10 protein-coding genes are annotated in these 17,435 nt (G+C 47.8%); 1 reads left to right on the top strand and 9 read right to left on the bottom strand.

The genetic code is table 11. The features are described from left to right. Positions 1–804: 804 nt before the first annotated feature. The 3 genes from VIM72_RS06130 to VIM72_RS06120 all read right to left on the bottom strand — a co-directional run bounded on the left by VIM72_RS06130 (position 805) and on the right by VIM72_RS06120 (position 7,349). Positions 805–2,169 (bottom strand): peroxiredoxin family protein, encoded by a 1,365-nt coding sequence (locus VIM72_RS06130; protein ID WP_332001984.1) that lies wholly within the window; start codon positions 2,167–2,169, stop codon positions 805–807. Between the two features lie 197 nt (positions 2,170–2,366). After that, on the bottom strand, positions 2,367–4,550 hold the full coding sequence (locus tag VIM72_RS06125) for a DUF5916 domain-containing protein (RefSeq protein WP_332001983.1): 2,184 nt from the start codon (positions 4,548–4,550) through the stop codon (positions 2,367–2,369). 186 nt (positions 4,551–4,736) lie between these two features. Then, positions 4,737–7,349 (bottom strand): family 20 glycosylhydrolase, encoded by a 2,613-nt coding sequence (locus VIM72_RS06120; protein WP_332001982.1) that lies wholly within the window; start codon positions 7,347–7,349, stop codon positions 4,737–4,739. A gap of 491 nt (positions 7,350–7,840) precedes the next feature. Between VIM72_RS06120 and VIM72_RS06115 the strand changes: the two genes are divergently transcribed. Further along, positions 7,841–9,424 carry an FMN-binding glutamate synthase family protein gene (locus VIM72_RS06115; RefSeq protein ID WP_332001981.1) on the top strand — a complete coding sequence of 528 codons (1,584 nt, stop codon included), beginning with the start codon at positions 7,841–7,843 and terminating at the stop codon, positions 9,422–9,424. 155 nt (positions 9,425–9,579) lie between these two features. On the opposite strand, the gene VIM72_RS06110 is transcribed toward VIM72_RS06115, so the two are convergent. The 6 genes from VIM72_RS06110 to VIM72_RS32380 all read right to left on the bottom strand — a co-directional run bounded on the left by VIM72_RS06110 (position 9,580) and on the right by VIM72_RS32380 (position 17,424). Further along, positions 9,580–10,359, bottom strand: coding sequence for an amidohydrolase family protein (locus VIM72_RS06110; RefSeq protein WP_332001980.1), 780 nt, complete (start codon positions 10,357–10,359; stop codon positions 9,580–9,582). 116 nt (positions 10,360–10,475) lie between these two features. Continuing rightward, on the bottom strand, positions 10,476–11,201 hold the full coding sequence (pgl, locus tag VIM72_RS06105; protein ID WP_332001979.1) for a 6-phosphogluconolactonase: 726 nt from the start codon (positions 11,199–11,201) through the stop codon (positions 10,476–10,478). 46 nt (positions 11,202–11,247) lie between these two features. Continuing rightward, positions 11,248–12,753 carry a glucose-6-phosphate dehydrogenase gene (gene zwf, locus VIM72_RS06100; protein ID WP_332001978.1) on the bottom strand — a complete coding sequence of 502 codons (1,506 nt, stop codon included), beginning with the start codon at positions 12,751–12,753 and terminating at the stop codon, positions 11,248–11,250. A gap of 24 nt (positions 12,754–12,777) precedes the next feature. Continuing rightward, positions 12,778–14,196: an NADP-dependent phosphogluconate dehydrogenase gene (gene gndA / locus VIM72_RS06095; protein ID WP_332001977.1), complete on the bottom strand. Its 1,419-nt coding sequence runs from the start codon at positions 14,194–14,196 to the stop codon at positions 12,778–12,780. A gap of 142 nt (positions 14,197–14,338) precedes the next feature. Further along, positions 14,339–16,918, bottom strand: coding sequence for a phosphoenolpyruvate carboxylase (locus tag VIM72_RS06090; RefSeq protein ID WP_332001976.1), 2,580 nt, complete (start codon positions 16,916–16,918; stop codon positions 14,339–14,341). A gap of 341 nt (positions 16,919–17,259) precedes the next feature. Then, complete coding sequence (locus tag VIM72_RS32380; protein WP_414648959.1) at positions 17,260–17,424, bottom strand: energy transducer TonB; 165 nt, start codon at positions 17,422–17,424, stop codon at positions 17,260–17,262. Positions 17,425–17,435 lie beyond the last annotated feature (11 nt).

Genomic DNA, 17,435 nt, shown 5'->3' with positions numbered 1-17,435 from the left:
CCGCGTTATGAAAAAAAGTTATTATTAGCATAAGATTTTATCAAAAGCTGACAACAGTAAATTTGACCTTATTTGCGATGATAACAGTTAATCGAATGTTAAGTATTTTGGAAAAAGAAAGGTGGACAGTTAAAGTAACTGTCCCTGAAAGACAATACTTTCCCAGTCCACCAGTTAAGGAAGATTACATAAAAGATCCCGTGACAGCTGTTATGCAGCTGTTCAGCAGATCTAAGGCCCCGGAAGGGCGACGCGGGCGCAGGGAGAGCTAACAGGGAGGCCGGTTAACTGGTCGGTGCGCGGACCATATTTACCAAATAAGGAAGCATAAAAGGAACATCGTACTCACAGCGACCAGGTTTTTCGAGAACCTGACATTGAAGCCGCCTTTTTCTGAGTAGAAGTAACTTTCTTTGTACCGGTCGTACTCAATGGGAGCACCTAACTCCTTCATCATTTTGAGGAATTCATAGAGTGTTCTTTCGGAAATACGAAGCCGCTTGGCTAACTGAGCGGGCTTACCGGTCCCTTTGATCCTGATGAGGTAATCAATGGTCTGTAGTCTGTCAAAATAACGCTTTGGCATGTGGCATAGAGGGGTCTTAACGGTTATTTACTGAATATACGATTTGTGTCTTTATTAAACCAGCATTATCATATATATATTTAAACGTAAATATTAACAATCTGGTTTAAACGGGTTTTCGAAATTTTAGCTGCGGAACAATGGCGCTGATGCGGATTAGCTGCGTACTTTTACTAAACGTAGCAGTGCTGTTTTTATTGGATTACACGATGAAAAACTCACTGCAATAATGCTTCATAGATAATGTTGGCAAGGGCTGTTCCCTTGTCCACTGCGGGATCCGGAGGTCTGGTGGCATATACTTTTCCATTCTTTCCAACAACAATAAATGAAGGGTATTTACTGATACTGTATTGTGTAAGCACCTCCCTGTGCTGATCATCCAGCTGCCATATCCATCCCGGCAAGTCCTTTGCAGCAGCGCCATCGCAGCAGATGTTCACAAACGCCACAGCATTATTGAAGCAGTCTTTTATTTCCGTGAGGGCAGGCAGCACCGGGGCTGATCCGCTGTAGAAATGCAGCAGTACTACCTTTCCGCTGAATTGCCGCAGGCTTACCAGTTTCCCCTGTGCATCAGGGAAACTAAAAACCGGCGCCATTACACCTTTGCTGATCCCTTTCCTGGAGCGGCCGTAAAGCTTTGCAATGGCCTGTTTGCAAGCATCATCCTGTACGATCTCCAGGTAATCGCGCACACACCATTCCTGTTCTTCAGCAGGATTGCCGGCAGCAAAACCAAGCGTTAATGAATGCGCCAGTAGCCTGTCGCGCAACCGGCCACTGTAATGGGTTTTCAGCCACTCATAAATTGCCCTGTTGTTGCATTCATAGCGGTGCTGGATAAAATAATCTGCCTCTGCTTTATGCAGCAGGTAGCTCAAATAACGTATAGGCGTTACTGTTGTATCCGGAAGAAGCGCTTGTGGTAATGCAGGCAAAATATTCTCTTTGTAAAAAAGGACCTGTCTTTCTTCCAGTGTGCTATCCGGCGCTGCCGCCACTTTCCATAGCGTGCCCACCAGGCCTGATGCTGCTTCTCCCTGCACATGCGCCCTGGCTACTGCCCAGGTGGCCGGGCTCAGGCTGTCGCGATACAAGGCCATCACCCCGTTGCCAGCCTGCAACTGCCGACGATACGCTGCCGCCAGCTGCAATGCATCGGAAGATGCAGGAATTGTTACGCGCAACTGGGCGAGCCTGGCCTCATAAATAGCCCTGTTCAGTCTCGCGCCGCTACCTCCAAACCGGATACTGTCGCCCTGCATCATCAACTGCAAACTATCTCCTCCCCTGATCATCCCATAAAAATCAGATCCGCTGCCGGCATCTGCATAAAAAAATATTTCCTTCCCCACTGGCAGCGGTATACGGAAATAAAAAGAATCCGGCTTTAATAAAGTGTCCTGTGTAACAGCAGGGGAAATACCCGGATCATACCAGTAAGTCAATGACACCTTTTGCACAGGACGGCCCGCTACCTTACCCGTAATAACGGTGGAAGATTGTGCTGCAGTGGTTCCTGCCAGCATCAGAAGAACACAGCTGTTACGCAGCAGCTGCTTAATCACAGGACGGTTCATAATTAGATTTTTAGATGGTAACAATCCCCATGGTAAAAACCACAGGGAGATAATATTCACAACGATAGTAAATGAAAACTTTATATATCTTAACGGGTATAGCCGTTTATCACATCAATCTTAAAATGCAATAATAAAGGGTACAAATAAGGAAAGTGTTAATCGAATCTTAACTGTTAATACAAAACAGGATTTATTTAAAGATTCAGCCAATATACCAGCTTCAGCACCAAAGCCCGGTTCCTCACATAAAACGGCTCCGGAAGATAATTGTCCGTATAAACGATAAAAAGATCTGAAGCAGGCCTGTAACGCCACTGGAAGCGGGTATTAAGATTCATATTCTTCTGCTGCCCGTTATACTGCATAAAACCGGTAAAGAAAAGCGTATTGGTCATTGTTACATCCAAACGGGGCCCCACCAGCCAGAAGGAATTGTTCCCCCATGGCTTCGGCAAATTGATGTTATTATAGTTAGCGCTCAAAGCAATGCTCACATATGGCTGGAAACGATACCCCAGCTCTGTATTGGTCATCAGGCGGCTGCCATCCGCATAATACCCGCCGTAGCGGGCGGACAGGGAATAGGTGAACAAACTTTGCGGTTTGGAGACATAATCAGCGCCCACGGTATTCCAGTTATGCTGACTACCATTCACCAGGCTGTCCTTTCCGGTATTGGTAGGATCAAAAGGTTGCAACAGCTTAATATAGGTATTGGATGCCCAGACATTGAGCGTGTTCCGCTTCCGGAACACGATGCCGTAATTGAGCATGGTTTCGTTATCGGTACGATGCATATTGGCTTCATCAAAAAACCAGGTACTGGTAACCTGCGGCCCATGGCTTAATACAGACCCCGACAAAGGGAAGAAAAGACGGGTCACCTGTGGCGCTATTTTAATATATCCCTGGCGGGGCACATATCCCACCTCTGCATTGTAATTGCGTCCTACATATTCGTGCTGCCAGCCAATATTCCATTCCTTGCTGGTATATTGCAGATTGGCCGCATGGGCTATATCATGACCGGTTTTATTGGGCGTATACGATTTCAGCAACATGGCTTTTCCCGTCCAGAAATTATTGGAAGACGCCAGGTTGTACTCCAGTCCCATATTCCGGTTATACCTGTTGTAAAGTGGCTTGTCTGTCACTTTAGACGGATCATAGTTCACCGATTCTTTATTAATAAAAATAAAACCGATGTTGGAACGGGAAAATACCCGGCGCTGTAAAGCAGCCACCGTAAAGTTTTGTGCCGGTAGTCCGGTTTCTTCCTGCTTTCCCGTTTCCATGTTCATGACGCCCAAACGCCAGTCTTTATTAAGCTTACCACTCAGCCTGGCGCCAAAACGGATGGGTACACCACCAAGACCAATACGCCTGGAGAAAAACGGGCGGATGGTGGCATATCCGAAATTGGACATCTGGTCGCCGTTCTCCAGGAAAAACTGCCGTTTCTCGGGGTAAAACAATTCAAAGCGATCCAGGTTGGTGACCTGTTTATCCACATCTACCTGCGAAAAATCCGGGTTCACCGTGAGGTCAAGATTCAATGAAGAAGTAACGGCTACTTTAGCGTCCAGACCCGCATCCCGCCGGTATTTGGTGGGTGTGGCCTTATCATAATCCTTTAGCATTCCTCCCAGTACATAAGGAATCAGCGACACATTCGCGCCGGCGGGAGGAGGCGCCGCATCCCAAACAAGGTTGCCCGTATAAGCCAGTGAAGCCGTAGGGAATTGTCGTGGTACCGGCGCCCAGGCCGATTTCTCCGTTGTTTTCAGGTCGTTCCGGCTGAAGTTGATCCCCCATTTGGTAATTCCTTTTTTATAACGGATGGTTTTAAAGGGGATCACCGCTTCAAACACCCATTTATCCGGGTAGTTTTTTACTACAGATGTCCATTTATTGTCCCAGCTCAGGTCCACTTTTCCGCCATCATACATCAAACCGTCCCATTGCGCCCCGGCAGCATTGGCGCCAAAAGAGAAACCATTGGTCTGATCATCAAACGGGTCCATGAATAAAAGGAAGTTATCATTCTTCAGAAAAGCAAAATCACGGCGCAACGATTCCACCATGTACGGCCCATCACCAACCGTGTAGTTCTCCACCACGAGATACAGGTTCTTATCGTCGTAGGTCATCCGCACATCCGTACGCAGCCTGGCGGCGCTGGTATCCATTGGCAGTACCATGTGAAAGCCCGTAGCAATATCGGCCTGCAGCCACGCCGCTTCATCTATCACACCATCTATTTTAATGGGAGAAACTGCTTTGCGGATCTGCAATTGATAAGCGTCATTTTTCTTTTGCGCACGTACTGAAAAGCAAACAAGACTACAGCTAATAATAAGTGGAATAATACGATACATCAGGTTGATATGGGTTTACGGGCAAAATACAAAAATTGCAAAAGGAGGAAGAAGAAAATGGATGAAGGGTAAATCCAGCGGATCCGTAAGAATTTGGGGAGATGGATACCGGGAATAATCCTGCCATAAAAAGGCGGTGGGCTACAGGTATCCCTGCTGCCCACCGCCACTCTATCTCCCGGAAAATTATAATTTATTATTCTTCATCTGCGTATCGGCCACAGGCACCTTTACTGTAGTGGTTCTGCTGCTTCGCCCCCTGGTGTTAAATACTTTCAGTTTCACCATTTTACCACCCGCGGCGACAGGCGTAGTGTATACAGGGCTTTTTAACGTAGGCTCATCACCGTTAGTAGTATATCTTATCACCAGTCCCGGCATCTGCACATTGGCGCTCAGTACGCCATTGTCGACCTTTGCACCTGCTGTTGGGATACGCCAGTTGAAGCCACCATCGAAATAATCCAGGCGGGGCATTTCACGTTTACCCATTACATTGCTGAACACGCTCCATGCCTGAGCATACAGTGCGTCTGCTTTTGCAGCATCTTTTTCTGTAGCCCATTCCGGATCCTGCGCCCATGCTCTTTCTGCAAGCCCCAGCAATTTTGGTAACATCATATATTCCATACGGTCGGAGCTGGTCACTGTTTCACTCCACAGCAATCCCTGGATACCCGGTATATTGGATGCTCCAAAACCTGTTAACCGGTCTTTTCCAACAAACAACTCCGGTGTAACCGGGTTTCCTCTGCCATCTACTTTTGAGTTCTTGTAATAATCAAACGGGATAAAGTAAAACGGCTTATCTACATCTACAAACCCACCCCAGTAAAATCCAGGTTCATCAAAAGATTTCATGTAAGCCATATCGAAATAGAAATTGCTTACACCGGATAAAACTACTTTGTAGCCTGCATTGGCAAGGCGGTAAGATAAATCTTCCTGTCCTCCGCCGATCACATTGTTCCATACATTCAGCTGGAAGTGATCATTTACAAAATCGGGATTGGGAATACTTTGCGATTCATTGCCGATAGTTGTTTTGCGCATCCCTGCTTCTTCCCAGCCGGCCACAGATAAGCCGCGGGCTTTCAGCAGATCGTTCACTTTGCGGTAGTAATAATACCAGAGGTCATTTACATGCTGCAATGATTTATCCTGCTGCATCAGTGCGATACAGGCAGGTGATTTTTCAAACACACCGCCCGGCACTTCATCGCCACCCATATGCACTGCATCCAGTGGTGCGCCGGCTTCTTTATACATTGCCTGCAGTTCCTCCACCACTTTATCAAGGAAATGATAGGTAGATGGCAAAGCCACATTCATCACGTTGTCGTTCCAATATTGTACGGAATGATATTCAGATTTATCTTCCAGGTCGGTGAGCAGGTATTCTTTTGCTTCCTGTTCACGACCGGCTGCTTTCAGGCGGTAGTAGCGGGATTCCATTGATTTAACTGCTGCCCGGGCATGCCCCGGGCTTTCTATTTCCGGTAAAACCCGTATATGCCTTGCCGTTGCATAACGGAGGATCTCAATAAAATCGTTACGTGTAAAATAACCGCTGCCGGCTGTATTGGTAGTATCAGGACCGGAACCATAAGAAGGAGGCAGCATGTTTTTCCAATCGCTGCTATGACCACGTTTAGCGCCTACAGCTGTCAGTTCCGGCAAGGAAGGAATTTCCACCCGCCAGCCTTCATCATCGCTGAAATGGAAATGCAGCACGTTTAATTTATACAGCGCCATCAGGTCGATGATGCGGAGCATATCACGTTTGTTATGGAAATTGCGGGCTACGTCAATCATGAAGCCCCGGTAGCCAAAGCGAGGTTCATCAGTTACATCCACACCCGGAATAGTGATGGATTTCTGGTTCCCTGCAAATGCAGCAGGAGGAACCAGTGTTTTCAACGACTGGATAGCATAAAAAGCGCCCGCTTCTGTACCGGCGGCGATGGTAATCCCTTCCGGCGTTACCTTCAAACGATAACCTTCCGGGGCGGTAATACCGGCATCATATACGAGATTAATAGTAGTCGTTCCTTTTTTTCGTTTACCCAGTAACGTTAGCAACTCAGTATCCAGTATTGTAGCGCTGGCAGATAATTGCGGATCGGCTTTTACTTCCGGGAATGCGTCCAGTACCAGGTTGCTGCCGGTAGCTTTGTACGATTTAGGCGTAGGAAAAACCAGTGGAAGCTGTGCTACCGGGATATCCTTTACCGTGGCATTCTGTTTAAATATATCCGTTGGCGTTACTACGGCGGTTTTATCACCCGGATAACGCATCAGTTGTTTTGCGGTGGTAGAAGGCCGGATGCTATAATCTTTAACAGAGAAACCTTTTTCTGGTTGTTCGTTCCACACCAGATACAAACCGGAAGGAGCGTCTGTAAAATTTACCGCCCATGCATCGCCGGTGATGGCCAGTTTCAGCGAATCGCCCGGAGCGATACCGGTAAAGCCTTCTGCCGGCGTAAAGCGGTACAGGTCACCGTTAATATGCTCCACTTTTACATGGCCTGGCAGTTCCCCCGGTGTTACCATCCTGATAAAATTAAAGTACAGTTGCCACCCTTTGGAAGGAAACGGTTTCCCTGCGGTGTTTATAAAAGTGAAGGCCGACTGGAAGTTGTCGCGGCCCTGGTAATGGTTTTCCACTACCTCCCAGCTGGTTTTCAACCGGGCCGCATCATAGGGTGCGGATTGTTGTGCCCGGGCGCCCGCTACAGTACTAAATAAGAGCACGCAAGCTGCAATCAACTTGCCATGATAATTGTATCTTTTCATTGTGGATGATTGAATTGGCTTATTTTGAAAGATAATAAAATAATTTAAAAACTAGTGCGGATTTTGTCTGACGCGGATTTTGTCTGACTCACTGATTACGCTGATTATACTGATTACATGGATTTGACTATATGTGATTTTAAAGGATTTGGGGAGATATGAGCGTATATGTTCGTTTATGATTGCCTGGTTTGACCAGATGCGATTTAAAGGACTTAGGGAGACATAAGCGCATATTCGTTTATAATAAGCCCATTATTCGCCTGTATCTCCCTGAAATCCTTTATAAAATCCAAAAGAATAAAATCAAACTAATCAGTATAATCAGCGTAATCAGTGAGTCAGACAAAATCCGCGTCAGACAAAATCCGCGTGAAAGATTTAACAAATTTATCTGCCGTACGTTAATTAGATTTATAGGAACAATAGCGAAGGAAGTATTCATAATCTCCTGGGAACAGGAGCATCAAAAAATCAAAAAAATTACGTCTATGGTCAAAGCATTTATCGGGTTTTCAGTGGTGAGTGTAAGTGTTATCGTTGTTTTAGGATTGTTTTTCCCCTGGGTTTTCTGGTTATTGGTATTGGTATTACCTATTGTTATTATGGGTATACTGGACATGCTGCAAACCAAACATGCCATTATCCGGAACTACCCCATAGTAGGGCGTATGCGGTACTGGATGGAAGCGTTGCGGCCTAAAATCTATCAATACTTTGTGGAGAGTGATATTGACGGCAGCCCTATTAACCGGGTAGACCGTTCCACTATTTACCAGCGTGCCAAACGGGAACTGGATTCCCAACCATTTGGCACCCAGTTCAATGTATACGCCGAAGGATATGAATGGATGGCGCATTCTATTCAACCGCAGAACTTTGACAACATGGAAAAGGACCCGCGTGTAACCTTTGGCGGTAAAGACTGTAAACAACCCTATTCCGGCAGTATCCTGAATGTTAGCGCTATGAGCTACGGATCGCTCAGTAACAACGCCGTGCAGGCGTTAAACGGAGGTGCTAAAATAGGCAACTTCGCGCATAATACCGGCGAGGGCGGTATCAGCGAGGCTCATCTCAAACAGGGAGGGGATATTATCTGGCAAATTGGTACCGGCTATTTTGGCTGCCGGGATGACGACGGTAATTTTTCCGATAGCTTGTTTGCAGAAAAAAGCGCGCTGCCACAAGTTAAAATGATAGAACTGAAAATTTCACAGGGAGCCAAACCCGGTCATGGCGGTATATTGCCTGCGGCCAAGAATACGCCTGAAATTGCCGCTATCCGTCATGTTAAGCCTCATACCACCGTCTTCTCGCCTCCCTACCATAAAGCGTTTAACAGTCCGCGTGAAATGATGCTGTTTATCCGGCGCCTGCGCGATCTGAGTAAAGGCAAGCCTGTTGGGTTCAAATTGTGCATCGGTCAGCAACGGGAATTTTACGCCATCTGTAAGGCGATGATAGAAACAGATATTTATCCGGACTTTATAACCGTAGATGGCGGGGAAGGCGGTACCGGCGCTGCTCCACCGGAATTCTCCAACTCTGTGGGAATGCCGCTGATGGACGGGCTTTCCTTTGTGCACGATACCCTTACCGGGTTCAATATCCGTCATCATATGAAAATTATTGCCTCCGGTAAAATACTCACAGGCTATCACATACTGCGCGCAATGGCCCTGGGGGCAGATACCTGCAACAGCGCCCGCGCCATGATGATGGCACTGGGATGTATCCAGGCACTGGTGTGCAATACGAATAAATGTCCTACCGGCGTGGCTACACAGGATAAATGGCTGTCGGCCGGCCTGGTGGTAGATGATAAAAAACACCGCGTAGCCAACTATCACCGCGATACCATAGAAAGCGCCATTGAAATGGCGGGTGCAGCCGGGTTAAAAGATCCGCATGATATCACCAGGCGGCATATTTTCCGCCGGGTATTTATGAACCAGGTAAAAACTTTTGAAGATATATATCCGAGCACTCCCCCCGGCTCATTGCTGAACGGGCTAATGCCGGAGCACCTGAAAAGAGAGATGGAAACAGTGGGAATTGATACATGGATGTAGTAAAAAAGATCTGGGCTTTTATCCTACAAAAGATAAAAGCCCAAATCCTGCGCTATCTTCCCCAATATTTTTAAATCCCAAACCTGATCCCAGCCGCTTACATCTCCCCCAATCCTTTAAAATCACATAAGATCAAATCCAGGTAATCAGTATAATCAGCGTAATCCTGAGTCAGACAAAATCCGCGGCCGGTATAATGCCAACGCGTTTTCCCTGCATATTTTAGCAGCAATTTTCTCCGGGAAATTCTGCAGGATCAGTTGCAGGTCCGTCGCCGCAAATGGACGCGGCGCACGGGTAGAGGGCATATCGGTACCAAATAACAAAGCGCCTGCATTAATAGCTGTAATCTGCCGCATAGCGGTTAACACATCAAAATCACAACGGCTGAAACCAGTGGCCTTTATCCTCGCTCCTTTTTCCACTAACGGCAACAAATACTTGAACCCTGCTTTGGATAAACCCAGGTGGTCAATTACCACGGCAGGCAGTTTATGCAGGGTGGTAGACAATCCTGGCAGTTGCCGGGAATCCACATACAGTTCCACATGCCATTTCACCAGTTCATATACCCGCAGCCCCAATTGTTCCAGGTGCTTTACACTTTCAGAACCGCCACGCTGCACATTAAACCTTACGGCGCGTACCCCGGCTTCATGCAGGGCAATTATTTCCTCATCGCTGGTACTGGCAGGAATCTGCGTAACGCCCACATAACCAGGCCCTAACTGCTTCAACGCTTCCAGCAGGTAGCCCTGATCAAATCCCTGGAAAGAGCCGGATACTACTGCACCTCCATCAATGTTCAGCGGAGCGGCTTGTTGCCGGTAGTCAGCTACTGAAAAATCCGATGGTAAAAAACCCTGATTGGGTTGCATGGGAAACCGGTGATCAATAATGTGCAGGTGCGCGTCGAATATGGGCTTATCAAACATAATCTCATCGTTGTTACAATACACAAGCTACAGAAAATAGCTGAAAGCAGAAAGCAGAAGGCCCGGAGGGATCTCGCAATCCGCCCGGGCCTTTATGGCATTTGTTTTCTGTTTTGTTAAATTTCCATTGCGCCTGCAGCGGCTTCGTCCACAAACCAATGCAGCTCGCCTTCTTCAGGGCGGATCAGCTGGGAAGGATATTTCTCTGCATCAAACGTGCCTTCTATCACACTTTTCAGCGTAATGGCTTTGTTGGCGCCGGTAGTAAGGAACAGCACGCAGGCGGCCCTGTTCACTACGGGAGCGGTTAAGGTAATGCGGTACATATCCTGCGCTTCCAGGAAAAATGATTTCACCCAGGCCTTTTTTTCATGTACAATGGGTAAGCCCGGGAACAGCGACAGCGTATGCCCGTCGTCTCCCATACCCAGCAATACCAGGTCAAAAGTGGTATCCTCTTTTCCGAAATATGATTTCAGGATTTTCTCATATTCAGCAGCAGATTCTTCCGGCCCTATATCAGTACGCATCACGTGAATATTATCAGGGTTCACGCTTACTTTGTCAAGCAATGACTCAAATGCCATGCGGGCATTATTGCGTTCATCTTCAAAAGGCACATCTCTTTCATCCCCCCAGAAAAAATGTATTTTTTCCCAGGGTATTACCATATTGTAAGGAGCTTTCGCCAGGAGGCTGTATAACTGCTTTGGCGTATTGCCACCAGACAGCACAAATGTGAACCGCTCCTGTGTTTGCAATACTTCCAGTATGTAGTTACTGATCCATGCCGCTACATTTTCACTCAGTTGGGCAGGGTCTTTTGCGATATGTAGTTCCATAATACAAAAAGAATTACGGACCATTTATACAAATGGTCCGTAATCATTATTTAGAAGGTAAATTAATCCAGGTATGACCGTCGCGGGCAACGAGTGCATCGGCATCATCGGGGCCCCATGAATCGGGTGCATAGTTGGGGAAGTCCTGCGGCATACGGTTTTCCCATGTTTCCAGGATAGGCATGATCACTTTCCAGGCGGCGTCTACCTGGTCGCCACGCATGAACAGGGTAGCATCTCCTTCCATCACATCCAGCAGCAATGTTTCGTATGCTTCCGGTGCGTGTTCGCCATTGGCGGCGTCGTAATTGAAGGTCATGTCTACCGGATCCAGCGTCATGGTCTGGCCTGGGCGTTTTGCCTGGAAGCGGATCCGGATATCCATTTCCGGCTGAATGCTGATGGTGAGCCTGTTGGGGCGCCATGTCTGGGCAGCTTCAATCGGGAAGGAATAAGGAGGTGCTTCCTTAAAGGTGATGATAATATTGGTCGCTTTCTGATGGAGGTATTTGCCGGTCCGTACATAGATCGGAACGCCCTGCCAGCGCCAGTTATCGATATAAAATTTAACCGCCGCGTAGGTGTCGATATTGGATTTCGGATCCACTCCTTTTTCTTCGCGGTAGCCGGCTACTTTATTTCCTTTCATCCACCCGGAAGAGTACTGTCCGCGTACGGCATGTTCATGTACTTTATCCGGTGTAATACGGCGGATGGCGTTGAGCACATCCACTTTCTTGTTACGTACCTCGTTGGCATCAAAAGATACCGGCGCTTCCATGGCCAGGATACACATGATCTGCAGGATATGGTTCTGCACCATATCGCGCAGGGCGCCTGCCCGTTCGTAGTAACCACCACGACCCTCCAGTCCCACGCTTTCAGCGGCGGTGATCTGGATATTATCGATGTAATTGCGGTTCCATACCGGCTCAAATAATGCGTTTGCAAAGCGGAACGCCAGGATATTCTGTATAGTTTCCTTACCGAGGTAGTGATCGATACGGTAGATCTGCTCTTCTGTAAATTTCTTCGCCAGCAGCTCATTCAGTTCATGCGCGCTTTGCAGGTCATGGCCAAATGGTTTTTCCACTACAATGCGGGTGCAATGCTTATCGGAGCAGAGGTTCAGCTCACCCAACCGGGTGGCTATATTCGGCACCAGCTGTGGCGCTACGGCCAGGTAAAAGATAACGGTAGGATGTACGCCCCACTCTTCTTCCTTCTTTGTTACAAAATCGGTGATCTTGCTGTAAGATGCAGGATCTTCTGCATCCATCTGCAGGTAAGTAACATGGTTGCTGAAGTCTTTCCAGTGACCATTCTGCTCGCCCTTCCGACGGGAAAACTTACTGATCCCTTCCAGCAGGTGGTTATTATAGTCTTCATTGCTGTAAGGGCTGCGGCCTAAGCCTGCAATAGCAAATTGCTCAGGCATCCAATCATCCAAAAAGAGATTATATAACGCAGGCGTTAGTTTCCGGTAGTTTAAATCGCCACTGCCTCCGAATATGAATAGTATGGACGCAGGCGGGCGTTTATGGATCTGCATATGTTTAATTAAAGATGAACATTTTTAGTGTTGCTGCCACTCCGTATGGAAAGTGCCTGGCATGTCGATACGCTGGTAGGTGTGTGCGCCAAAGTAATCGCGCTGTGCCTGGATCAGGTTGGTAGCCATGCGACCAGTACGGAATGCATCGAAATAAGACAACGCCGACATGAATCCTCCTACGGGCACTCCTGCGGAGGCAGCCTGGGCAATTACACTGCGGGTGTTGCTTTCTACCGATTTCACCAGGTAAGCCACGCCTTCATCCAGCAGGATATTGGCCAGGTCGGCATTTTTCTGGTAGGCCTGTGTAAATATTTCCAGCAGGGAGGAACGGATGATGCATCCACCTCTCCATACCTTTACTACTTCCGGCAATGGGATCTCCATTTTCAGGTCGGCCGACGCTTCTCTCAGCATGGCAAGGCCCTGTGCATAGCTCAGGATGGTAGCGAAGTAGAGCGCATCATGTACCTGTTTGATCCACATTTCTGCGTCGGCATGAATGGTATTTTCCGGTGCTTTATAGATCGCTTCGGCCTGCAGGCGTTGCTCTTTATAACCGGAGAGGGTACGCATGGCTACGGCGGTATCAATTACCGGAACGGCCACCGGCAGTTCCATGGCATCCTGCGAAGTCCATTTACCGGTTCCTTTGGAACCCGCTTTATCGGAGATCACATCTACCAGGCGTTTGTCGGATTTATCGTCGTTCTGCAGGAAGATGTCGGCGGTAATTTCCACCAGGAACGACTGTAAAGCGCCCTGGTTCCAGTTTTTGAACACTTCATGCAGCTGGTCGTTGTTGAGCCCCGCCCCTTTTTGCAACAGGGTATAGCTTTCACTGATCAGTTGCATAATAGCATATTCAATACCGTTATGCACCATTTTTACATAGTGACCGGCGCCTTCCTTACCGAGATAAGCTACGCAGGGCGTACCCTTTACCTTGGCGGAAATCGCCTCCAGCATGGGTTGTACCTTGGCATAGGCTTCCTTGTCGCCACCAGGCATAATGCTTGGGCCGGTACGGGCGCCCTGCTCACCGCCGGAAACGCCGATACCCATAAAATGGATACCTTTTTCGCGGAGCTGTTGTACACGGCGCAAAGTGTCCGTATAGTGGGAGTTGCCACCATCTATTACTACGTCGCCCTGCTCCAGCAGCGGCAACAGGGATGCTATCACGTCATCTACCGGCTGACCGGCGGGTACCAGCATCATTAATTTGCGGGGACGTTCCAGCAACTGTACCATAGCGGCCAGCTCTGCAACACCTTTAACGGTAGTACCGGGGGTAGCGGCTGCTTCCAGTGCGCTGTTCTTTGCAGCGTCTTTATCAAAGCCGATAACGGAAAAGCCATGATCTGCCATGTTGAGTAACAGGTTTCTGCCCATTACGCCGAGGCCGATCATTCCAAAGTCATATAAGCTGTTTGCCATATATAGAGAAGTTACTTAAGGAGGTGTAAAAGTAGGGAAGAATTACGAAATACCGGTTACGAATTACGGAGTTACATGGATACAGCCACTGGTATTACCTTCGCTGTATCCACATAACTCCGTAACCTGTTTTATGAGTTATTTATGCCGAGTTCCTGCCGGCGTTAATAATACCAAAAGAGCAACGCATAATGAGCTTCTCGTAGGTTTCCCTGCCATGCCCGTTGTCGGGATGCAAGTCCAGCTCCCGGATCCGGGTAAGCGCATACTGCTGGGTAGTGAGCAGCGGCAACACAATTCTTTCCCTCATCTGGATAGACAGCAGGTCGATAGGGCTGCCGGCCATCAGCTCAGGCTCATTGGTGAGCCGCAGCAGGTATTTCTTAGTGAGCTCAAATTCATTATAGATCATCTGCCACACTTCTCCATATTGCGGATGTTTTTCCAGGTAGGCGGTGAGCGGGAAATAGCTCTTTTTCATGGCCATTACACAGTTATCGAGCAGGGTCCTGAAAAACAGGGAGTGTGCATACAATGCTTCCAGCTCCTCCCATTTACCTTGCTGGTCCAGCTGTTCCAGGGCGCTGCCCACACCATAGTAGCCGGGTACATTTTGTTTCAGCTGGCTCCATGCGCCTACATAAGGCACCGCTCTCAGGTCGTTGAGATTGAGTTTGGCAGAAGCATTACGCTTGCTCGGGCGGCTGCCTATATTTGCTTCCGCATAATACCGCAGCGGGCTGGCATGATCGAGATAGGCCAGGAAATACGGATGTGTTTTTAATTTATTGTAAGCTTTATAGCCTTCATCAGCAAGGGATTGCAGCAGATCTTCTTCCGCTTGACTGAGCGTCACTTCCTTCGAGGAAAACAGCTCGTTGCTGATGCCCGCATGGATCAGCTGTTCCATATTAAACTGCGCAGCGTCTATAGTACCAAAGTTGGAGCTGATGGTTTGCCCCTGTATAGTTTGCTGTATTTCTTTATTGGCAATATTCCTTCCCATGGAAGCATAGAACTGGTGTGTTTTTCCACCGCCGCGTGCGGGGGGGCCTCCCCTGCCGTCGAAGAACACCACGTTGATACCATAATCTTTGGAAATAGCAGTGAGCTCTTCTTTTGCCTTATAGATGCTCCAGTTGGCCATCAGGTATCCCCCGTCTTTTGTACCATCGGAGAAGCCGAGCATAATAGTTTGTTTACACTGGCGGCGGCGCAGATGCTCCCGGTAATCGGCATTTTCATACAGCTCTTTCATTACCTGCCCTGCATGGCGCAAGTCATCAATGGTTTCAAACAGCGGTACAATATCTACCGTCATTTCTTCTTTTTTCCAGCCACTCAGCAGGAACAAACCGTATACTTCCATTACATTAAGCACACTGGTACTATGACTGATAATGTAACGGTTACAGCCTTCTTCCCCATTCGCTGCCTGTATTTCCCGGATAGCCGCAATGGTTTCCAGCGTATCCTGGTGCAGTGGATTTTCCAGGGATTTGGGATCTATAGCTTCCTTTATATTCAGCAAGGCGCTGATCTTTTCTTTATCATCCAGGGTAGTGTAGTTATCCGGCAGCGCTGCTGTTCCCGCAGCTACGGCTTCCAGTACGGCTTCATGAATGGAGCTGTCCTGGCGGATATCCAGCGAAGCAAAGAACAATCCAAAGATCTCCACTTTACTGACCAGGTTATCTACGAGATGAACAAACAGCCCGTTCAGATCGGCCATGATCGTATTTCGTATATCCGCCAACGTGTCCAGTATTTCCTGGCGGCTGATATCCGCTTTATGCCCGGGCAGAAACAGGTTGCGCGATAATTTTGATTCCAGTGCGGCTACTACATTCTCCACTCCTTTAAAAGTAAGGCGGCGGCGAAGGTTACGTACTTCCCGGAAATAACATTTCATGATGGAAGCGCGCAGAGCGGCGGCTACTTCCACCGTGGTAGGCGCTTTTACAAACGGGTTCCCATCGCGGTCGCCCCCGGGCCAGAAGCCCATACGGATCACGGCATTCTCGCTGCTGATCGCTCCGGGAAACTGTGCCCGGATAGAGGACAGGATGCGGCCGGCCGACTGGTAAAAAATATTTTCGAGGAACCATACCAGGCTGATAGCCTCATCGTAGGGGGTAGGTTTTTCTTTTTTGAAAAAGGGTGTTTTACCCAGCTGTTGCAGGTACATATTTACCTGGCTGGTATTTTCATCAATGAGCGCTTTAGACAGGTCATTGATAATTCCCAGCACTTCACTGGGGTAAAACTGGGTAGGATGCGCGGTCAGCACCAATCTCACGGAAAAATCCTTCAATTTCTCCTTCAGCTTGTCCTGCGCCTGCTCCTGGATCACTTCAGATTGCAGGTGCCGCAAAGTGCCGGCTCCCTGCAGGTCGCGGATATTCCGGAAAGCCGCATCTTCCAGCGCATCGAACAATACTACCTGTCTTTCAGCATATTGCACAAACCGGAACAACAGGTCCGTTCGCTGTTTCTCCTCTGTATAAGTGGTATACTGGGAAAAAAAAGAGTTCATAATTTCTTCGGGGCTGTTGCCTTTGGAATATCCTTCTTCGCAATGAAGCAGGAACAGGGACAGGAAGATACCTGTCTTTTCCACGCGGTGGAAAGGCAAAGAGGTGAAGAGGCTATTATATAGCTGAAACTTGGTCCCAACAAGGTTTTTGAACTGTTGCAGCGAATTATTTACCGGCGCTTCCATACTAATTATCCGTTTATAGTGCTAAAGAAGAAGACTAAGCGGCTGTTAAATTAATAATTATTATGGTAATTTCTTAGTTTTTTGATTTTTGTTTGACATAAAGTGATAATGTTTGAATATTATCTAATAAGAAGCGATGGTATTAAAAAGCAATCCCGGCCGCTAAATGCGGACCGGGACTGGTATCAGGAATCAGAATGCGCGGGTTAATGGATGCAGGCCGGGATAAACAGGAAATAAAACTTAAAGAGATAATAATATAGAAGGTCATACCGTCTGACGCAGACAGCACTTTCCGGGTTATTAATTAAAGTTTAATTGAAATGAAAGAAAGGGGATGCTTAGTTATTATTTAAGTGGAAACTAACCGGCAGGTTAAAATATACAGCTACATATTGTCCGTTCTGTTTACCAGGTTTCCACTTTGGCATTTTGCTCACCACGCGGATGGCTTCTTCCTCCAGGCCGCCTCCTTTGGCTGCGCCCACTGTTTTCACCTGTGAAATACTGCCATCGC

This window comes from Chitinophaga sp., assembly GCF_036569185.1.
In the GTDB taxonomy this organism is placed as follows: Bacteria; Bacteroidota; Bacteroidia; order Chitinophagales; family Chitinophagaceae; genus Chitinophaga.
The sequence above is the reverse complement of the archived record's forward strand: the minus strand, read 5'-3'. Positions and strand labels throughout refer to the sequence as shown.